Raw genomic sequence first — 17,001 nt, 5'->3', positions numbered from 1 at the left:
GGCAGGGGTCCCGGAACCGAAGATTCCCGGGGCCCCTCCCCGTAAGCACAAGAGCGTGACCGGCACCCGCAGGACCGTGGCAGCCCTCTTCCTGCTGCCCGCCCTAGTGCTGCTCGGCGCGCTCGTGGTCTACCCGATCGGGTACTCGGTCGTCCGCAGCTTCTACGACCAGTCCGGTGACGGCTTCGCCGGATTCGACAACTACGAGGCCCTGTTCACCGACGACGGCATCCGCACCGCGCTGAAGAACAACATCATCTGGGTGGTGTTCGCCCCGACGGTCGCGACCGCGCTGGGGCTGATCTTCGCGGTGCTGACCGAACGGGTGCGCTGGGGCACGGCGTTCAAGCTGGTCGTCTTCATGCCGATGGCGATCTCGATGCTCGCGGCGGGCATCATCTTCCGCCTGGTGTACGACCAGGATCCGGACAAGGGCATCGCGAACGCGGTGTGGGTGGGTGTGCACGACACGTTCGCCCAGTCGTCGGCGTTCCCGAAGGCGCATCCGGGCCGTGAGTCGCCGCTCGAAGCGGCCGGCGGCGGCGCCTTCATCACCAAGGAGCCGGTCCGCCTGGGCGAGCCGGTCACCCTCCCCCTGGTCGGCGTCGCCCCCGACCAGATGCCCGACGACGCCGCCAGGGCCGTAGCGGCGAAGCCCGACCCGGGCAAGGTCACCGGCACGACCTGGCAGGACTTCACGCGCGGCAAGGGCGTCGGCACCCTCGGCGCCCCGGACGCCTCCGAGCTGGGCTATCCCGGCATGAGGATCGAGGCCGTCAAGGACGGCAAGGTGGTCGCGTCGACCACGGCCGCCGACGACGGCACGTTCACGCTCCCGGCCGCCGCCGAGGGAGCCCAACTGCGGCTGCCCGCCGACAACTTCAAGGAGCCGTACAACGGCCTGGACTGGCTCGGCCCGTCCCTGGTCACGCCGGCCATCATCGGTTCGTACATCTGGATGTGGGCGGGCTTCGCGATGGTGCTGATCGCGGCGGGTCTGGCCGGTGTCCCGCGTGAACTGCTCGAAGCGGCGCGCGTCGACGGTGCCAACGAATGGCAGGTGTTCAGACGGGTCACGGTCCCGCTCCTCGCACCTGTCCTCGCGGTCGTCACGGTCACCCTGATGATCAACGTCCTGAAGATCTTCGACCTGGTCTTCATCATCGCCCCCGGCTCCTCCCAGGACGACGCGAACGTGCTCGCCCTGGAGCTGTACCGCAAGGGCTTCTCCGAGGACCAGCCGGGCATCGCCAGCGCGATCGCGGTGTTCCTGCTGCTTCTGGTGATCCCGGTGATGTGGTTCAACATCCGCAGGCTCAGGCGGGAGGTGCGGCGATGACCACGCAGGCCGTGACCAAGGAGTCCGGCAAGGCCAGGGCGTCCCTCGGCTCCCGCCTCGCCGAGGGCGTCAGCGGCGGCCTGGTCCGCGTCTTCCTGATCGTCGTCGGCCTGTTCTGGCTGGTGCCGACGATCGGTCTGCTGCTCTCCTCGCTGCGCACTCCGGCGGACATGAACGAGAGCGGCTGGTGGACGGTGTTCACCGAGCCCGCCCGACTCACCTTCGAGAGCTACGACAAGCTGCTCCAGAACAGCGACATCACCGACTCGTTGGTGAACACGATCCTGATCACGGTGCCGGCGACCGTGCTGGTCGTGGTCATCGGCTCGCTCGCGGGCTACGCCTTCGCATGGATGGAGTTCCCGGGCCGCGACTGGTGGTTCCTGGCGGTGGTCGGCCTGCTGGTCGTGCCCGTGCAGGTGGCCCTGATCCCGATCGCCGAACTCTTCGGGAACATCGGCCTGTTCGGCTCGATGCTCGGCGTGATCCTGTTCCATGTCGGCTTCGGCCTGCCGTTCGCGGTGTTCCTGCTGCGGAACTTCTTCGCGGAGATCCCACGGGAGCTGCTGGAGGCGGCCCGGCTGGACGGGGCCGGTGAACTGCGCCTGTTCGCACGGGTGGTGATGCCGCTGGGCGGACCCGCGATCGCGAGCCTGGGCATCTTCCAGTTCCTGTGGGTGTGGAACGACATGCTGGTCGCGCTGGTGTTCTCCGACTCCGGCAGCCAGCCGATCACGGTCGCGCTGCAGACACAGGTACGGCAGTTCGGCAACAACATCGACGTCCTGGCGCCCGGCGCGTTCATCTCCATGGTGATCCCGCTGGCCGTGTTCTTCGCGTTCCAGCGGCAGTTCGTGTCCGGTGTGATGGCAGGCGCGGTGAAGTAACCGCGGAAGCAACACCGTCGGGGCGGGCCGATCGGCCCGCCCCTTCGCGTTCCCGGTGAATCCCCGTGACGCCCTCCTGGTAGCCACCGTTCCGCAACCTTCTGGTCACTTCACCGTCACCGAAAGCCACTGATCGCCGTTTCACCTGACAGGAGTCCGTATGTCCCGCAGTTCGACGCAACCCACCCTGAAAGAACGACATGCCCCGTTTCAGCATCATCGTCCCCTCGCACGGGGTGGAGGGCCTGCTGCCCCGGACCCTTGACTCGGTCCTCGCCCAGTCCTACGGCGACTTCGAGCTGATCACGGTGTGCGACGAGCCGGAGACCCCCGCAGCGGACATCACCGCCGAGTACGCCGACCAGGACAGCAGGGTGACGCCCGCCTACTCACCGCCATCCGCCGGCCTGAGCGCGGCGCGCACCACCGGCCTGCGCGAGGCCACTGGCGCCTATCTGCTGTTCCTCGACGGCGACGACACCCTCGTACCGGGCGCGCTGGCCGCACTGGACGCACGGCTGCGGGAGACGGGCCCGGTGGACGTACTGCACTTCGAGCACGAGCGCGTGCACCGGCGGGGCGCCCCCACGCACACTCCCCCGCTCCCGCCGACCCCCGCAGGAACCTTCACTCCCGACGCGGCACCGCGGCTGACGTCGGTGGACCGCCCCGTCTGGAGCGCGGCCTATCGCCGCGGATTCCTCACCGCCCACCAACTCGTCTTCCCCTACGGGCACTTCACAGACCTCGGCTGGGGCGGGGTGGTGACGGTGACGGCCGAGCGGATGGCGGTGCTCCACTCGGTCGTCGTACGGCATCTGCTGCGCCCGCAGGGCAGCCGGCTCGACCTTCCGGGCGCGCACCAGCTCGATCTGCTCGACCAGGTCGGACTGGTGCTGTTCCAGGCCGCCGAGCAGCGTCTGTCCGCCGCGCGGCGCGACGCCCTGTTCGACCAGCTCTTCGCCGTGGTCCTGAGGACGGCGGCCGATCCCCGCCGGCTGCCCGCGCGCCACCGCCGCGCCTTCTTCCGCCGGGCGGGCGTGCTCTACCGCCGCCATCTTCGGGCCGGCCACCGCGCACCCGGCGGCAGCGTCGGCGTACAGCACCGGCTGCTGGCACTCGGGGCCTACACGGCGTTCCACGCCCTGCGTCACGCCCATCGGTCGGCGGCGAGGGCCCGCGACGGCATCTCGTCACCCGGATGGCGGAGCGGCGGTGCGGCCTGGCTGCGGGCCGGGATCCGGGGGGTTACTCGATGACGAGCTCGACCGGGATGTTGCCGCGGGTGGCGTTGGAGTACGGGCAGACCTGGTGGGCCTGCTCGACGAGCTTGCGCCCGGTCGCCTCGTCCACGCCTGCGGGCAGCTCGACGCGCAGGGTGACGGCCAGCCCGAAGCCCTCGCCCTGCTTGCCGATGCCCACCTCGGCGGTGACGGCGGCATCGCTCACGTCCACCTTGGCCTGTCGGCCGACCAGGCCGAGGGCACTGGCGAAGCAGGCGGAGTAACCGGCGGCGAAGAGCTGCTCGGGATTGGTGCCCTGGCCATTGCCGCCCATTTCGGTCGGGATGCCCAGCTGCAGGTCGAGCTTGCCGTCGGAGGAGACGGCGCGGCCCTCGCGGCCGTGGGTGGCGGTGGCGACAGCGGTGTAGAGCGCGTCCATGGAGAAACATCCCTCTCAAGTCGTCTTCCGGCGGCCTGTCCGGCCGGCCTGACCCCCTAAGTAGAGCACACAATTCAATTGCGCACAACTAAATGGCGGGCAAGAGCTACCCTGGAGCCATGACGACCACGCCCACAGCGGACTGGCTCCGCCTCGACCAGCAGATCTGCTTCTCCCTGAACGCGGCGTCGCGCGCCTTCGGCGGTGTCTACCGCGTGGTCCTCAAGGATCTCGGACTGACCTACCCGCAGTACCTGGTGATGCTGGTGCTGTGGGAGCACGGCGACCTGCCGGTCAAGAAGCTGGGCGAACACCTGCGCCTCGACTCCGGCACCCTGTCACCGCTCCTCAAGCGGCTGGAGGCGGCCGGACTGGTGCACCGGGAGCGCAGCGCCCACGACGAGCGCTCGGTCGAGGTCCACCTGACCGAGGACGGCACCGCCCTGCGCGAGCGGGCGCTTCAGGTACCGCGCCGTATCGCCGCGGCGACCGGCTTCGACGTCGACGAGATCCGCGAGCTGCGCAACCGCCTCGACCAGCTCACGACAGCGCTCGACGCGGCGGCCCGGGCGGAGGCATCGGACGCCGGCTGAGCGCACGCCGCGTCACCTGCTTGACTGAAGGCGGACATCACGCGGGTGCCGCACTGCGAGGCGGCCACCACACGGGCCAACTGACGAGGGGACGGCCGTACATGACCTGGCTGATCACCGGCGGCGCCGGCTATATCGGGGCGCACGTCGTACGCGCGATGACCGACGCGGGCGAACAGGCGGTCGTGTACGACGACCTGTCGACCGGCGTCGCCGAGCGCGTGCCGGACGGCGTGCCGCTCGTGGTCGGCTCGACGCTGGACGGTGAGCTGCTGGGGCGCGTGCTCACCGAGCACTCCGTCACCGGGGTCGTCCACCTGGCGGCGAAGAAGCAGGTCGGCGAGTCGGTGGACCTGCCGCTGCACTACTACCGGGAGAACATCGAGGGCCTGCGCGTCCTGCTGGAGGCGGTGACGGCGGCCGGCGTGCCCTCCTTCGTGTTCTCGTCGTCGGCGGCCGTGTACGGCATGCCGGACGTGCACCTCGTCACGGAGGAGACGCCGTGTGCGCCCATGTCGCCGTACGGCGAGACGAAGCTGGCCGGCGAGTGGCTGGTCCGCGCGACGGGACGCGCCACCGGCCTGTCCACGGCGTCCCTGCGTTACTTCAACGTGGCGGGTGCCGCGAGCCCCGAGCTGGCGGACGTCGGCGTCTTCAACCTCATCCCGATGGTCTTCGAGAAGCTCACGGAGGGAGCGCCCCCGCGCATCTTCGGCGACGACTACCCCACCCCCGACGGGACCTGCATCCGGGACTACATCCACGTGGTGGACCTGGCCGAGGCCCACGTGGCGGTCGCCCGCGCTCTGCAGGCATCCCCCGGCCGCGACCTCACGCTCAACATCGGCCGTGGGGAAGGCGTTTCGGTACGCGAGATGATCGACCGCATCAACGCCGTCACCGGCCACCACCGCCCGCCGACGGTCACCCCACGCCGCCCGGGCGACCCGGCCCGCGTCGTCGCCTCCGCCGACCGCATCACCGCCGAACTGGGCTGGAAGGCCCGGCACGACGTCCAGGACATGATCACATCCGCGTGGGACGGCTGGGTACGGCAGTATCCGGGGGCGGCGCGGGACTAGGCCTACTGTCTCCGGTCACAGTGCCTTGACCGCCGCCGCGGTCGCCCGGGCCAGGGACGCCAGGTATCCCTTGGGCAGCTTCGGGCTGCGGATCACCACCGATCGCCAGTACAGCGGCCCCGAGATCAGATCGAGAGCGAGCTCCTCGTCGACGCCGTCGCGGAGCTCGCCGCGCTGCTCCGCCGCCGCCACGATCTTGCTGGCAACCCCCTCCTGCCCCTCCCGCAGGGCCTTCTGCAGGGCCTCGGCGATCTCCGGGTTGCGGGCCGCCTCCGCCTGGAGGTCGGGGATGATCTGCGAGGCCACCGGGTGCCGCAGCGCACGGGACGTCACCTCGTACAGCAGCCGCAGATCGCCCTCCAGCGAGCCCGTGTCCGGCGCGGGCAGGCCCTGCACCGCTATCGCCGAGACGACATCGAGCACCAGGTGCAGCTTGGAGCGCCACCGGCGGTACACCGCGGTCTTGCCGACGCCGGCCCGGCGGGCGATCCCCTCGATCGACATCCGCGCATAGCCGACGGCGGCGAGCTCCTCGAACACGGCCGCCCGAATGGCTTCCGTCACGTCCTCGCGGAGTACGGCCGCTCCTGCGGGGGTCCGGCGGCGCGGACGCGTCTGGGGCCCGTCGGCGTTCGTCGTCATGCGGACCAGCATAGGGCGTTACGACGAAACGGTTGCGTTCTGACGTCCACTGGCCATACGCTCGCGTTGCGACGATACGGTCCCGTCCCGACGTAAGTAAACGTGCAGAGACACGTAAGAAAACGCCGGAAGACGCACACTCCGACCGCACGCACGCATCCCCCACCCCCGACCGAAAGCAGCGGATGTGAGCCAGGTCCTCGACACACCGCCCCTGAAGACGGCCCCCACCCCGGCGGCCCCGGCCGACGACGACCTCGCGGCCCTCGCCGCCCGCCACGGCCTCTCGGTCAGCGGCGCCCGCCCGTCCCTGCCCCAGTACGTCCGCCAGCTGTGGGCCCGCCGCCACTTCATCGCGGCGTTCTCGACGGCCAAGCTCACCGCCCAGTACAGCCAGGCGAAGCTGGGCCAGGTCTGGCAGGTGATGACCCCGCTGCTGAACGCGGCCGTCTACTACCTGATCTTCGGCGTGCTGCTGCAGACCAAGAGGGGCGTGCCGGACTACGTGCCGTTCCTGGTCACGGGCGTGTTCATCTGGACGTTCACGCAGAGCTCGATCCTTGCCGGCACCCGCGCGATCTCCGGCAACCTCGGCCTCGTCCGCGCCCTGCACTTCCCACGCGCCGCGCTGCCGATCTCCTTCTGCCTCCAGCAGCTCCAGCAGCTGCTGTTCTCGATGGCCGCCCTGGTCGTCATCCTGCTCTTCTTCGGCGTGCCGGTCGCCGCCTCCTGGGTGCTGGCGATCCCGGCCCTGGTACTGCAGTTCACCTTCAACGCGGGCGTCTCGATGATCCTGGCCAGGCTGGGGGCGAAGACGCCGGACCTGGCACAGTTGATGCCGTTCGTCCTGCGGACGTGGATGTACGCCTCCGGCGTGATGTTCAGCATCGACCACATCCTCAGCCGCCACACCGATCTTCCGTCCTGGGTGGGCACCGTGCTCCAGGCCAACCCCGCCGCCGTCTACATCGACCTGATGCGGTTCGCGCTGATCGACAGCTTCCACGCGAGCCAGCTGCCGCCGCACGTATGGCTGATGGCGACGGGCTGGGCGCTGCTCGCCGGAGTCGGCGGCTTCATCTACTTCTGGAAGGCTGAGGAGACGTACGGCCGTGGCTGAGCACACCAACGGGAACAGGCCCGACATGACCCCCACCGTCATCGCCGACCATGTCGACATCGTGTACCGCGTCAACGGCACCGGTGCCGGCCGGGGCTCCGCGACCGCCGCCCTCAACCGCATCCTGCGCCGCAAGCAGGCCGAGAAGGCGGCCGGCGTGCGCACGGTGCACGCGGTCCGGGACGTCTCCTTCGTCGCGTACAAGGGCGAGGCGATCGGCCTGATCGGAACCAACGGCTCCGGCAAGTCGACCCTGCTCAAGGCAGTCGCCGGCCTCCTCCCCGTGGAGAACGGCCGGATCTACACGGGCGGCCAGCCCTCCCTCCTCGGCGTCAACGCGGCCCTGATGAACGACCTGACGGGTGAGCGCAACGTCCACCTCGGCGGCCTCGCCATGGGCATGTCCCGCGAGCAGGTCAAAGAGCGCTACCAGGAGATCGTCGACTTCTCCGGCATCAACGAGAAGGGCGACTTCATCACCCTCCCGATGCGCACCTACTCCTCCGGCATGGCCGCCCGCCTGCGCTTCTCCATCGCCGCCGCCAAGGACCACGACGTCCTGCTCATCGACGAGGCCCTCGCCACCGGCGACCGCAAGTTCCAGAAGCGCTCCGAGGAACGCATCCGTGAACTGCGCAAGGAAGCCGGCACCGTCTTCCTGGTCAGCCACAGCAACAAGTCCATCCGCGACACCTGCGACCGTGTCCTGTGGCTGGAACGCGGCGAGCTGCGCATGGACGGCCCCACCGAGGACGTCATGAAGGAGTACGAGGCCTTCACCGGGGACGCCAAGCCGAAGCCCAAGCCGAAACCGAAGCCGAAGGCCGCAGCCAAGCCAGCGGAGCCGACGGTCGCCCAGCCTTCCTGACAACGCGACGGCCACCGACAGACGACGGGCGCCCCGGGCCTGAACGGCTCGGGGCGCCCCGCTGTACTGGCCAGCTATGGCCCGGCTACTGGCCGACTACGAATGACTCCGCAGCAGCGTCCGCATCGTGCGCATCGCCACCGAGAGATTCGCCAGGTCGAAGGACTCCGAGCTCTTGATCTCCTCCAGGGTGGCGCGGGCGCGGCCGAGGATCGCCGCGTTCTTCTGCTCCCAGACCTTGAAGCGCTGCTCGGGGGTCGAGGCCCCGTTGCCCACCGCGAGGACGTCGGCCGTGACGGCCGCATGGGCCGCGTACAGGTCCTCGCGGATGGCCGCGCGGGCCATGGACTGCCAGCGGTCGGCGCGGGGCAGCTCGATGATGCGGTCCATGAGCTGGGTGATGCCGAGGCGGTCGGCGAGGTCGTAGTAGACATCCGCGACGTCCATCGGGTCCCGGCCCATACGGTCGGCCACCAGCACGATGTCCAGCGCCGGGAAGGCGGAGGAGAACCCGGCCACCCGGGTGGCGAGTTCGTCCGGCACGCCGGAGCCGGTCAGCTCCTCGTAGATCTTCTGCCACCACTCCAGGTCCGCGCCGCGCAACAGCTTGGGCAGCTGCGACCAGACCTGCTCGACGCGGTCGGCGAAGAAGGTGACGGTCTCGGCGAGCTGGAGCGGCTGCGGCCGGTTGTTGAGCAGCCAGCGGGTGCCGCGCTCCACCAGTCGGCGCGAGTGCAGCCGGATCCGGGTCTGGACGGCGGCCTCGACCTTGTTGTCCAGCGCCTCGACGGCATCCCACACCGCCGCCGAGCGGAAGATCGTGCGGGCCACGGTCTGCGCCCGGACGATCTCCTCCAGCGACGCGCCGGTCTCCTCGCGCAGGCGGTGCAGGTACGTCGTACCACCGGTGTTGACCGTGTCGTTGACCAGCACGGTCGTGGTGATCTCGCGGCGCAGCGGGTGGCTGTCGATGTGCTCGGGGAACTTCTCGCGCAGCGCGGTCGGGAAGTACGAGGAGAGCAGCCCGCGCAGGTACGGGTCATCGGGCAGCGAGGTGTGCAGCAGCTCCTCGGCGACCGTGATCTTCGTGTACGCCAGCAGGACGGCCGTCTCCGGACCGGTCAGCCCCTGGCCCTGGCCGAGCCGCTCGCGGATCTGGCGGTCGGTGGGCAGGAACTCCAGCGCCCGGTCGAGGTGGCCCTCACGCACCAGGTGGCGCATGAAGCGCTGCTGGGCGTGGAGCATGTCCTTGGACTGGGCGAGCGCGTTGGCGATCGCCGTGTTCTGCGCGTAGTTGTTGCGCAGGACCAGACGGCCGACCTCGTCGGTCATGTCGGCGAGCAGCTTGTTGCGCTGCTTGACGGTCATGTCGCCGTCCGCGACCAGGCTGTTGAGCAGGATCTTGATGTTCACCTCGTGGTCGGAGGTGTCCACGCCCGCGCTGTTGTCGATCGCATCCGTGTTGATCTTGCCGCCGTGCAGCGCGAACTCGATCCGGCCGAGCTGGGTCAGGCCCAGGTTGCCACCCTCGCCGACGACCTTGACGCGCAGGTCGGCGCCGTCGACGCGGATCGGGTCGTTGGCCTTGTCGCCGACGTCGGCGTGGGACTCGGTCGAGGCCTTCACGTACGTACCGATGCCGCCGTTCCACAGCAGGTCCACCGGCGCCTTGAGGATGGCCTTCATCAGCTCGGCCGGCGTCATCTTGGTGACCTTGCCCTCGATGCCGAGGGCCTCGCGGATGTGCGCGTTGACCGGGATCGCCTTGGCGCTGCGGGGGAAGACGCCGCCACCGGCCGACAGCAGCTCGGTGTTGTAGTCCTCCCAGCTGGAGCGCGGCAGCTCGAACAGCCGGCGCCGCTCGGCATAGGAGGTGGCCGCGTCCGGGTTCGGGTCGATGAAGATGTGCCGGTGGTCGAAGGCGGCGACCAGGCGGATGTGCTCGCTGAGGAGCATGCCGTTGCCGAACACGTCACCGGACATGTCACCAATGCCGACCACCGTGAAGTCCTCGACCTGGGTGTTCACACCCAGCTCCCGGAAGTGCCGCTTGACGGACTCCCAGGCGCCGCGGGCGGTGATGCCCATCGCCTTGTGGTCGTAGCCCGCGGAGCCGCCGGAGGCGAAGGCGTCGCCGAGCCAGAAGTTGTACTGCTCCGCGACGCCGTTGGCGATGTCGGAGAAGGTGGCGGTGCCCTTGTCGGCCGCGACCACGAGGTACGTGTCGTCCTCGTCGTGCCGTACGACCTCAGCGGGCGGGACGACCTCACCGGCCACCATGTTGTCGGTGATGTCGAGCAGCGCCGAGATGAACGTCTTGTAGCTGGCGACGCCCTCCGCCATCCACGCGTCCCGGTCCACGGACGGATCCGGCAGCTGCTTGGCGACGAAGCCGCCCTTGGCGCCGACCGGCACGATGACGGTGTTCTTCACCATCTGCGCCTTGACCAGGCCGAGGATCTCCGTACGGAAGTCCTCCCGGCGGTCCGACCAGCGCAGACCACCACGCGCGACCTTGCCGAACCTGAGGTGCACACCTTCGACGCGCGGCGAGTACACCCAGATCTCGTACGCCGGACGCGGCGCCGGCAGGTCCGGGATGGCCTGCGGGTCGAACTTCATGGACACGTACTCGTGCGGCTGGCCGCCCCACGCCTCCTGGAAGAAGTTCGTGCGCAGGGTCGCCTTGATGACCGTGAGGAAGGACCGCAGGATCCGGTCCTCGTCCAGCGAGGCCACCTGGTCGAGAGCCGCGTCGAGCTCCTCGAGCAGGGCGTCGACGATCTCGCGCCCGGCGCGCTGCCGGTCCGGCGACATCCGCGCCTCGAACAGGGAGACGAGCAGCCGGGTGGTGTGGACATTGTTTCGGAGGGTGTCCTCCATGTAGTCCTGGCTGAACGTCGAACCCGCCTGACGCAGGTACTTGGCGTACGCCCGCAGCACCATCGCCTGCCGCCAGCTCAGCCCGGCGCTCAGCACGAGGGCGTTGAAGCCGTCGTTCTCCGCCTTGCCGGTCCAGCTGGCGGCGAAGGCCTCCTGGAACCGCTCGCGGGCGTCGTCGCGGCCGTAATCCACGCCGTCCTTCGCCTTGGGCATACGCATGCCGAAGTCGTAGATCCAGGCGACGCTGCCGTCGGAGCAGCGCAGTTCGTACGGCCGCTCGTCCACCACCTCGACGCCGAGCCGGTTGAGGACCGGCAGGACGGCCGACAGGGAGACGGCCTCGCCCTTGCGGTAGATCTTGAAGCGACGCTCGTCGAGGGCGGCGCCCACCGGCTCGTACAGGCTGAGCGCGAAGTCGTTGTCCTCCTCGAGCCGTTCGATCTGGCCGAGGTCGGCGACCGCCGCGCGCGGGTTGTGGTCGGCCTTGTAGCCCTCCGGGAAGGCGTTGCCGTAGCGGCGCAGCAGTTCGGCAGCGCGCTCCTCGCCGAACTCGGCGTTCAGCGCATCGGCGAATCCGTCCGCCCAGGAGCGGGCGGCCTCGACAAGGCGGGCCTCGATACGTTCCTTGTCGGCGTCGGACAGCTGCGGAAGCTCGGTGCCCTGCGGGACCCGGACCACGAAGTGCAGCCGGGAGAGGATCGACTCGGTGTTCCAGGCGGTGAAGTCGACGCTGGTGCCGCCGAGTTCCTCCTTCAGGATGTCGATGATCCTGAGCCGGACGCCGGTGGTGTAGCGGTCGCGGGGCAGATAGACCAGGGCCGAGTAGTAGCGGCCGTACTCGTCCTGGCGCAGGTAGAGCCGCAGCCGCCGCCGCTCCTGGAGGTAGAGGACCGAGGTGACGATGGACTGCAGCTCGTCGACCGGCGTCTGGAACAGCTCGTCACGCGGATACGTCTCGAGGATCTGGAGCAGGTCACGCCCGTCGTGACTGTTGGGCGAGAACCCGGCGCGCTTGAGCACCTCGTCGACCTTGCGCCGGATGACGGGAACCCGGCGGACGGACTCGGTGTAGGCGGCGGAGGAGAACAGTCCCAGGAAGCGCCGCTCACCGACGACATTGCCCTGCTCGTCGAACTTCTTGACGCCGATGTAGTCCAGGTACGACGGCCGGTGCACGGTGGCCCGGCTGTTCGCCTTGGTCAGTACGAGGAGCTTGTGCTCGCGGGCCTTGGCGCGGGCATCGGCCGGCAGCCGCTCGAAGGAGGGGCTGACCGGGTGGGCCTCGCCGGTCTCGTGGTGCGGGTCGGCCCGCAGTATGCCGAGACCGGTGCCGGGCACCGCGGCGAGGGAGTCGTCGTCGCGCAGCTCGTACTCGCGGTAGCCGAGGAACGTGAAGTGATCGGCGGCCAGCCAGCGCAGCAGCTCACGGGCCTCCTCGATCTCCTGCTCGGGCAGGTCACCGGCGATGGGCTCCTCGGGCAGGCCCTCGGCGATCCGCAGCGCCCCGTCCCGCATCTTGCCCCAGTCCTCGACGGACTCGCGGACGTCGGACAGAACACGCAGCAGATCGGCGGTGATCTGCTTCAGGTCGGAGCGGTCGGTCTCGCGGTCGATCTCGACATGGATCCAGGACTCGATGTGCGCGTCGTGCGGGAGGTCGCCGGTGGGCGGCGTGGTGAGTACCTCGTTGAGCTTGCCGGTGACATCGCGGCGCACCACCATCTGCGGGTGGATGACGACGTGGATGCCGCGTCCCTGGCGCGTCAGCTCGTTGGTGACGGAGTCGACCAGGAACGGCATGTCGTCGGTGACGACCTCGACGACGGAGTGGCTGCACGTCCAGCCGTTCTCCTCGACCGTCGGGGTGTGTACGCGCACGTTGGCCGTGCCCTGGGGGCGGTTTTCGGCCAGTCGGTAGTGGGAGTAGGCGGCTCCGAAGATGTCGACCGGGTCGCGGTCGGTGAGGTCCTCCGGGGCGGTGTGCAGGTAGTAGCGCTGGAGGAACGCGAGCACGGCCGCCCGGTCGGGGATGCCGTGTTCCGTCGTCCCAGTCGGTAGGTGCCCCCCGACCGGGCTGTGCTCAGCTACCCGGGCGGCCCGATCGAGCAGCTCGGCCTTGGCTTCGTCCAGCTTGGTCTGCATTGTCCTCTGGCTCCTGTCGCGCGCCGTTGCGTGACGTAGAAGGAAGTACGGTCTCTGCCCTTCCGACGCGACGCCGTGACGCGGGGTGTCCGGTCCGTTCCGACGCTATGCCGCAAGGTGAGATGAGCGGTGGGTTATCAGCCATTTCCAACGCGACCGGGGCATGTGACGCTGCTCTCCACAACGTCTGCGCCCGCAGTGTGCGCGTCACCGTGGAGCCCTTCGGGGCCCCGACCCGTCCGCGAAGACCAGCGACCACCGCCCGGACACGGATGTCGTCCGTGCTCTCCGGGCGCAGAGCAGGAACACCAAGGCCCCCGCGAACTATCGCGCTGATCACGCCACAAGGCTATCGCTCATTACCGGGGGCCCGTCATGAGCCGTATGTGTACAAAACCGGGACCGGAACTTTGACAGTCTGCACAGGGACAAGCGCGCTGCGGCGACGGTGACTGCCTGAGCTGCGGGCAGTCGCACCGCCGCAGCTCCGGTCAGCCGTGCCGCCGCAGCTGCGGGCAGTCGCGCCGCTGGGGCGGCACGGGTGGGCGCAGCGGCACCCCGCAGCGCCGGGCTGCGTGAACCGCCCTACCAGCACCGACGCCAGCCGCGACAACGCCGGACCACGCGCCTCACAACCCCGCCTCGCCCCGAAACCGGCGCGTACCCTTGGCAACCCCCCGCCCCCGGAGGCACCTTGCCCCTGAACGCCCCACGCAGCCGGAAGCCACCCACGAAGGGCAGCCCACCGCCATGACCACCAAGATCCTCATCGTCACCGGCGACGCAGCAGAGTCCCTCGAAGTCCTCTACCCCTACCAGCGCCTCCGCGAAGAGGGCTACGACGTCCACATCGCAGCCCCCACCCGCAAGAAACTGCAATTCGTCGTCCACGACTTCGAACCCGGCTTCGACACCTACACCGAAAAGCCCGGCTACACCTGGCCCGCCGACCTCGCCTTCTCGGAGGTCGACCCCGGCCAGTACGCCGCCGTGGTCATCCCCGGCGGCCGCGCCCCGGAGTACCTCCGCAACGACCCCGAACTCCGCAAGATCCTCAAGTCCTTCTTCGACGCCGACAAACCCGTCGCCCAGATCTGCCACGGCCCCCTGCTCACCGCCGCGATCGACGGCCTCCGCGGCCGCCGCGTCACGGCGTACCCCGCGCTGGAACTCGACATGCAGGCCGCCGGCGCCACCTTCCAGGACGCCGAGGCAGTGATCGACGGCACCCTGGTCTCCTCGCGCGCCTGGCCGGACCACTCCGCCTGGATGCGCGAGTTCCTCAAGGTGCTGCGCGCCAAGGCCCCGGCAACCTGAGCCGCGGCAACCTGAGCCCCGCCCACCAGCAACGCCCCGGCGCCGCGCCGCCGAGCTGCGGGCAGTCGTGCCTCCCCCAGTGCCTTAAGGGCCTGGGGGAGGCACCCCGCAGCGCCGGGCTGCGCGAACCGCCCTACCGGCACCAACGCACGCCCCCTCAGGCCGCCAGCTCCTCCGCCACAGCGACCGCCTCCCCGAGCGAGTCCACCACCGGCACGCCCGTTTCCTCCAGGCTGGCCCGGCTGTGCGAGCCCCCGGTGTAGAGCACGGCCCGCGCTCCCACGTGCCGCGCGGCCACCGCGTCATCCGCGGCATCACCGATCACCACGGTCCGACCGGGCTCCACCCCGGCGAGCGCCGCGAGGTGCCGCACCATGTGCTCGGCCTTGCTGCCCCCGGAGGGCCCGGTCCGCCCGTCGACGCGTATGAAGTGCGTCTCGATCCCGAACCCCCGTACCAGCGGGACGAGTTCGTCATGGACGTACATGCTGAGGATCGACTGGCTGCGCCCTGCCAACTGCCACTCCGCCAGCAGTTCGATCGCCCCCTCCGTCAGCCCGCACCGAACCCGGTGCTCCGCGTAGTACCGGTGGAAGGTCGCATCCATGACCTCCCACTCGGCATCGGTGGGCAGCCGCCCCAACAGCCGCTCGTAGAACTTCGGCACCGGCACGCAGTACAGCGCCCGGTACTGCTCCATCGTGATCGGTTCCAGCCCCAGCTCGGCGAACGCCGCGTTCGTCGCCCCGATGATCGCGTCATTGTCGTGGAACAGCGTGCCGTTCCAGTCCCAGACAATGTGCTCAGCTCCGTGCTTCCCCATGCCCAAAAACGTTACCCGCCACCACTGACAATCAAGAGATCTCCAGGTCAGCCTGGCATCAAGCAGCTGTGAGCAGTCGCGCTACGGTGAGCGTCAGTTCTGCGAGCCGACCAGGTTGGGGATCTCCTGCGTCGCGTACCACAGCAACTCGTGGTCCTCGGCCCCGTCCACGACGAACTGCGCGTCGTCGTCCCCGCCGTCCGCCGCCTGAAGCGCCTCGGCGGCTGCGGCGACATCCGGCTCCGCCTCACCCGAGTCGACATGCACCGAGGCCGCCTTGGCCAGCGGTACGGCGCCGGCGATCCGCACCTCGCCGAGCGCGGCCGGGTCGGGCCCCCGTCCTGGGTCGGCGGCCGCCTGTCCGTCAGGGACGTCGATGGCGACCACCACCCGCCGCCGGGGTGCCCCCGGGTCCGCGGCGAGCAGCCGCAGCGAGGCCAGCGCGGCCCGGCTCAGCGCCGCGTACTCCAACTCCTCGATGTCGTCGGAGAGGTACCACTCACGCAAGGCTGGCGTGACGGCGTAGGCGACGAGCGGCCCCGCGCCGACCTCGCCCGTCTTGTACGCCTCGGCGAGACCGGAGAGGGTCAGGGGGACGTAGACGCGCATGGTTGGCCGCTTTCGTGGTCGGAGGGCCTCCACAAGGCCCCGGTGAGGGCCTTCAGGATACGTGCGGGGTCCCCTTTCGAGTCCCTGCCCGCGCCCCGCAGGGCGTCCACCCGACGCCGGAAAGTCACCCGATGCACCCCGTTCCCCACGGGCCCCCGCCCCCGCTCCTCACCCGGATAGGTGAACATTCCGGCCACCCGCGTCCCCGCCCTCACTTGTTTGCCCGCCCTCGACCAGGGCCCGTACAAGATCCCCGACAGCAAGTTACTGCCCGGTACGCACCACGCGCCGGGCCCACCGAACGGGGACCCCCATGAACAAGGTCATGACCAGGACGCCACAGCACCATCCCGGCACCCGTCCCCCAACCCGCCGCGACTCCCGCCGCCCCGGCAGTAACCCGCCCCGCCCCCCAGGCGCGGGCCCCTCCCGTACAACCCCAACGTCAGCACGCCCCGTCACCACCTCTACGACGACCCCTGCAGCGGCACGATCCGCCAGCACATCCACTACGACCCCAGCCGCCCAGCGCCCCGCCAGCACACCCACCACACCCCCAGCCGCCCAACGCCCCCTCCGCACCCCATCCACGCCCCAAGCCCCCGCCCCACCCCGCAGCGCCTCCCACACCCGAAGGCCGGTCGTCCCGCAGCCCCGCCCCACCGACCTCTTCGCCGACCGGCTGTTGCTCGTCCTGAGTGGGCAACGCCCCGTCCACGCCATGCTCCGGCACACTGCCGGCCCCGCCTACGACGAGCTGGCCCGCCTCGCTGAACGCGGCCCCCTGCGCACCCGCGGCCCGCGCCCCGTCGTCCGCGACGTCGGCTACTACGAACCCCGCCCAGGCGCCATCGAGGCCTTCGCCCGCATCGGCGCGGGCGACCGCCTGCGTGCCATGGCGTTCCGCCTGGAACTGGGCCGAGACCACCGCTGGCGCTGCACGGCCGTGGAACTGGGCGGCCCCCGCACGCGCACCACCGTCGGCGACTGACTCACGTAACCCACTCACGCCGAAGGGCCGGGCACCCTCAGGT

Annotated in this window: 13 protein-coding genes and 1 pseudogene; 9 read left to right on the top strand and 5 right to left on the bottom strand. The window is 69.9% G+C overall.

Going from position 1 to position 17,001, the window contains the following annotated elements:
- Positions 1 to 55: 55 nt before the first annotated feature.
- From ACFVJQ_RS23385 to ACFVJQ_RS23375, 3 genes and pseudogenes are all read left to right on the top strand, one after another.
- Entirely contained in the window at positions 56 to 1,339 is a 1,284-nt protein-coding gene (locus ACFVJQ_RS23385) for a carbohydrate ABC transporter permease (RefSeq protein ID WP_385512736.1), read from the top strand.
- Positions 1,336 to 2,226: a carbohydrate ABC transporter permease gene (locus ACFVJQ_RS23380; RefSeq protein ID WP_385512735.1), complete on the top strand. Its 891-nt coding sequence runs from the start codon at positions 1,336 to 1,338 to the stop codon at positions 2,224 to 2,226. The genes ACFVJQ_RS23385 and ACFVJQ_RS23380 overlap by 4 nt, the downstream gene beginning before the upstream one ends.
- 200 nt (positions 2,227 to 2,426) lie before the next feature.
- Positions 2,427 to 3,425, top strand: a pseudogene (locus ACFVJQ_RS23375) (glycosyltransferase family 2 protein); the annotation flags it as partial.
- Positions 3,426 to 3,474: 49 nt separating this feature from the next.
- On the opposite strand, the gene ACFVJQ_RS23370 reads toward ACFVJQ_RS23375, so the two are convergent.
- Positions 3,475 to 3,888 carry an organic hydroperoxide resistance protein gene (locus ACFVJQ_RS23370; RefSeq protein WP_385512734.1) on the bottom strand — a complete coding sequence of 138 codons (414 nt, stop codon included), beginning with the start codon at positions 3,886 to 3,888 and terminating at the stop codon, positions 3,475 to 3,477.
- A 119-nt stretch (positions 3,889 to 4,007) separates the two neighbouring features.
- Here ACFVJQ_RS23370 and ACFVJQ_RS23365 point away from each other — a divergent pair, with 119 nt between their 5' ends.
- Both ACFVJQ_RS23365 and galE read left to right on the top strand, forming a co-directional pair.
- Positions 4,008 to 4,481 (top strand): MarR family winged helix-turn-helix transcriptional regulator, encoded by a 474-nt coding sequence (locus ACFVJQ_RS23365; RefSeq protein ID WP_385512733.1) that lies wholly within the window; start codon positions 4,008 to 4,010, stop codon positions 4,479 to 4,481.
- A 101-nt stretch (positions 4,482 to 4,582) separates the two neighbouring features.
- Entirely contained in the window at positions 4,583 to 5,563 is a 981-nt protein-coding gene (gene galE, locus ACFVJQ_RS23360; RefSeq protein WP_385512732.1) for a UDP-glucose 4-epimerase GalE, read from the top strand.
- Positions 5,564 to 5,578: 15 nt separating this feature from the next.
- On the opposite strand, the gene ACFVJQ_RS23355 is transcribed toward galE, so the two are convergent.
- Positions 5,579 to 6,217, bottom strand: coding sequence for a TetR/AcrR family transcriptional regulator (locus ACFVJQ_RS23355; protein ID WP_129799801.1), 639 nt, complete (start codon positions 6,215 to 6,217; stop codon positions 5,579 to 5,581).
- Between the two features lie 175 nt (positions 6,218 to 6,392).
- On the opposite strand from ACFVJQ_RS23355, the gene ACFVJQ_RS23350 reads away from it, so the two are divergent.
- Together ACFVJQ_RS23350 and ACFVJQ_RS23345 are read left to right on the top strand one after the other, a co-directional pair.
- On the top strand, positions 6,393 to 7,325 hold the full coding sequence (locus ACFVJQ_RS23350) for an ABC transporter permease (RefSeq protein WP_385512730.1): 933 nt from the start codon (positions 6,393 to 6,395) through the stop codon (positions 7,323 to 7,325).
- A 25-nt stretch (positions 7,326 to 7,350) separates the two neighbouring features.
- Positions 7,351 to 8,193 carry an ABC transporter ATP-binding protein gene (locus ACFVJQ_RS23345; RefSeq protein WP_385786710.1) on the top strand — a complete coding sequence of 281 codons (843 nt, stop codon included), beginning with the start codon at positions 7,351 to 7,353 and terminating at the stop codon, positions 8,191 to 8,193.
- A gap of 96 nt (positions 8,194 to 8,289) precedes the next feature.
- Here the strand turns inward: ACFVJQ_RS23345 and ACFVJQ_RS23340 are convergent, their stop codons facing one another.
- Entirely contained in the window at positions 8,290 to 13,218 is a 4,929-nt protein-coding gene (locus ACFVJQ_RS23340) for an NAD-glutamate dehydrogenase (protein ID WP_385512729.1), read from the bottom strand.
- Positions 13,219 to 13,968: 750 nt separating this feature from the next.
- On the opposite strand from ACFVJQ_RS23340, the gene ACFVJQ_RS23335 reads away from it, so the two are divergent.
- Complete coding sequence (locus ACFVJQ_RS23335) at positions 13,969 to 14,535, top strand: DJ-1/PfpI family protein (protein WP_129799805.1); 567 nt, start codon at positions 13,969 to 13,971, stop codon at positions 14,533 to 14,535.
- A gap of 157 nt (positions 14,536 to 14,692) precedes the next feature.
- Here the strand turns inward: ACFVJQ_RS23335 and ACFVJQ_RS23330 are convergent, their stop codons facing one another.
- Positions 14,693 to 15,358, bottom strand: a complete 666-nt coding sequence (locus ACFVJQ_RS23330; RefSeq protein ID WP_385512727.1) for an HAD family hydrolase — start codon at positions 15,356 to 15,358, stop codon at positions 14,693 to 14,695.
- A gap of 93 nt (positions 15,359 to 15,451) precedes the next feature.
- Complete coding sequence (locus ACFVJQ_RS23325; protein WP_224736051.1) at positions 15,452 to 15,967, bottom strand: DUF6912 family protein; 516 nt, start codon at positions 15,965 to 15,967, stop codon at positions 15,452 to 15,454.
- 313 nt (positions 15,968 to 16,280) lie between these two features.
- Here ACFVJQ_RS23325 and ACFVJQ_RS23320 point away from each other — a divergent pair, with 313 nt between their 5' ends.
- Positions 16,281 to 16,958 (top strand): Rv3235 family protein, encoded by a 678-nt coding sequence (locus ACFVJQ_RS23320; RefSeq protein ID WP_385512726.1) that lies wholly within the window; start codon positions 16,281 to 16,283, stop codon positions 16,956 to 16,958.
- The last annotated feature ends 43 nt before the right edge of the window (positions 16,959 to 17,001 follow it).

The organism is Streptomyces sp. NPDC127197 (assembly GCF_042672405.1).
Taxonomy (GTDB): domain Bacteria; phylum Actinomycetota; class Actinomycetes; order Streptomycetales; family Streptomycetaceae; genus Streptomyces; species Streptomyces flavusporus.
The sequence above is the reverse complement of the archived record's forward strand: the minus strand, read 5'-3'. Positions and strand labels throughout refer to the sequence as shown.

Bases quoted from the DNA above. Each gene is read 5' to 3' on its own strand.
- ACFVJQ_RS23380 (WP_385512735.1), top strand. From the start codon at position 1,336: ATGACCACGCAGGCCGTGACCAAGGAGTCCGGCAAGGCCAGGGCGTCC.
- ACFVJQ_RS23370 (WP_385512734.1), bottom strand. From the start codon at position 3,888: ATGGACGCGCTCTACACCGCTGTCGCCACCGCCACCCACGGCCGCGAG.
- ACFVJQ_RS23365 (WP_385512733.1), top strand. From the start codon at position 4,008: ATGACGACCACGCCCACAGCGGACTGGCTCCGCCTCGACCAGCAGATC.
- galE (WP_385512732.1), top strand. From the start codon at position 4,583: ATGACCTGGCTGATCACCGGCGGCGCCGGCTATATCGGGGCGCACGTC.
- ACFVJQ_RS23355 (WP_129799801.1), bottom strand. From the start codon at position 6,217: ATGCTGGTCCGCATGACGACGAACGCCGACGGGCCCCAGACGCGTCCG.
- ACFVJQ_RS23345 (WP_385786710.1), top strand. From the start codon at position 7,351: ATGACCCCCACCGTCATCGCCGACCATGTCGACATCGTGTACCGCGTC.
- ACFVJQ_RS23340 (WP_385512729.1), bottom strand. From the start codon at position 13,218: ATGCAGACCAAGCTGGACGAAGCCAAGGCCGAGCTGCTCGATCGGGCC.
- ACFVJQ_RS23335 (WP_129799805.1), top strand. From the start codon at position 13,969: ATGACCACCAAGATCCTCATCGTCACCGGCGACGCAGCAGAGTCCCTC.
- ACFVJQ_RS23330 (WP_385512727.1), bottom strand. From the start codon at position 15,358: ATGGGGAAGCACGGAGCTGAGCACATTGTCTGGGACTGGAACGGCACG.
- ACFVJQ_RS23325 (WP_224736051.1), bottom strand. From the start codon at position 15,967: ATGCGCGTCTACGTCCCCCTGACCCTCTCCGGTCTCGCCGAGGCGTAC.
- ACFVJQ_RS23320 (WP_385512726.1), top strand. From the start codon at position 16,281: ATGAACAAGGTCATGACCAGGACGCCACAGCACCATCCCGGCACCCGT.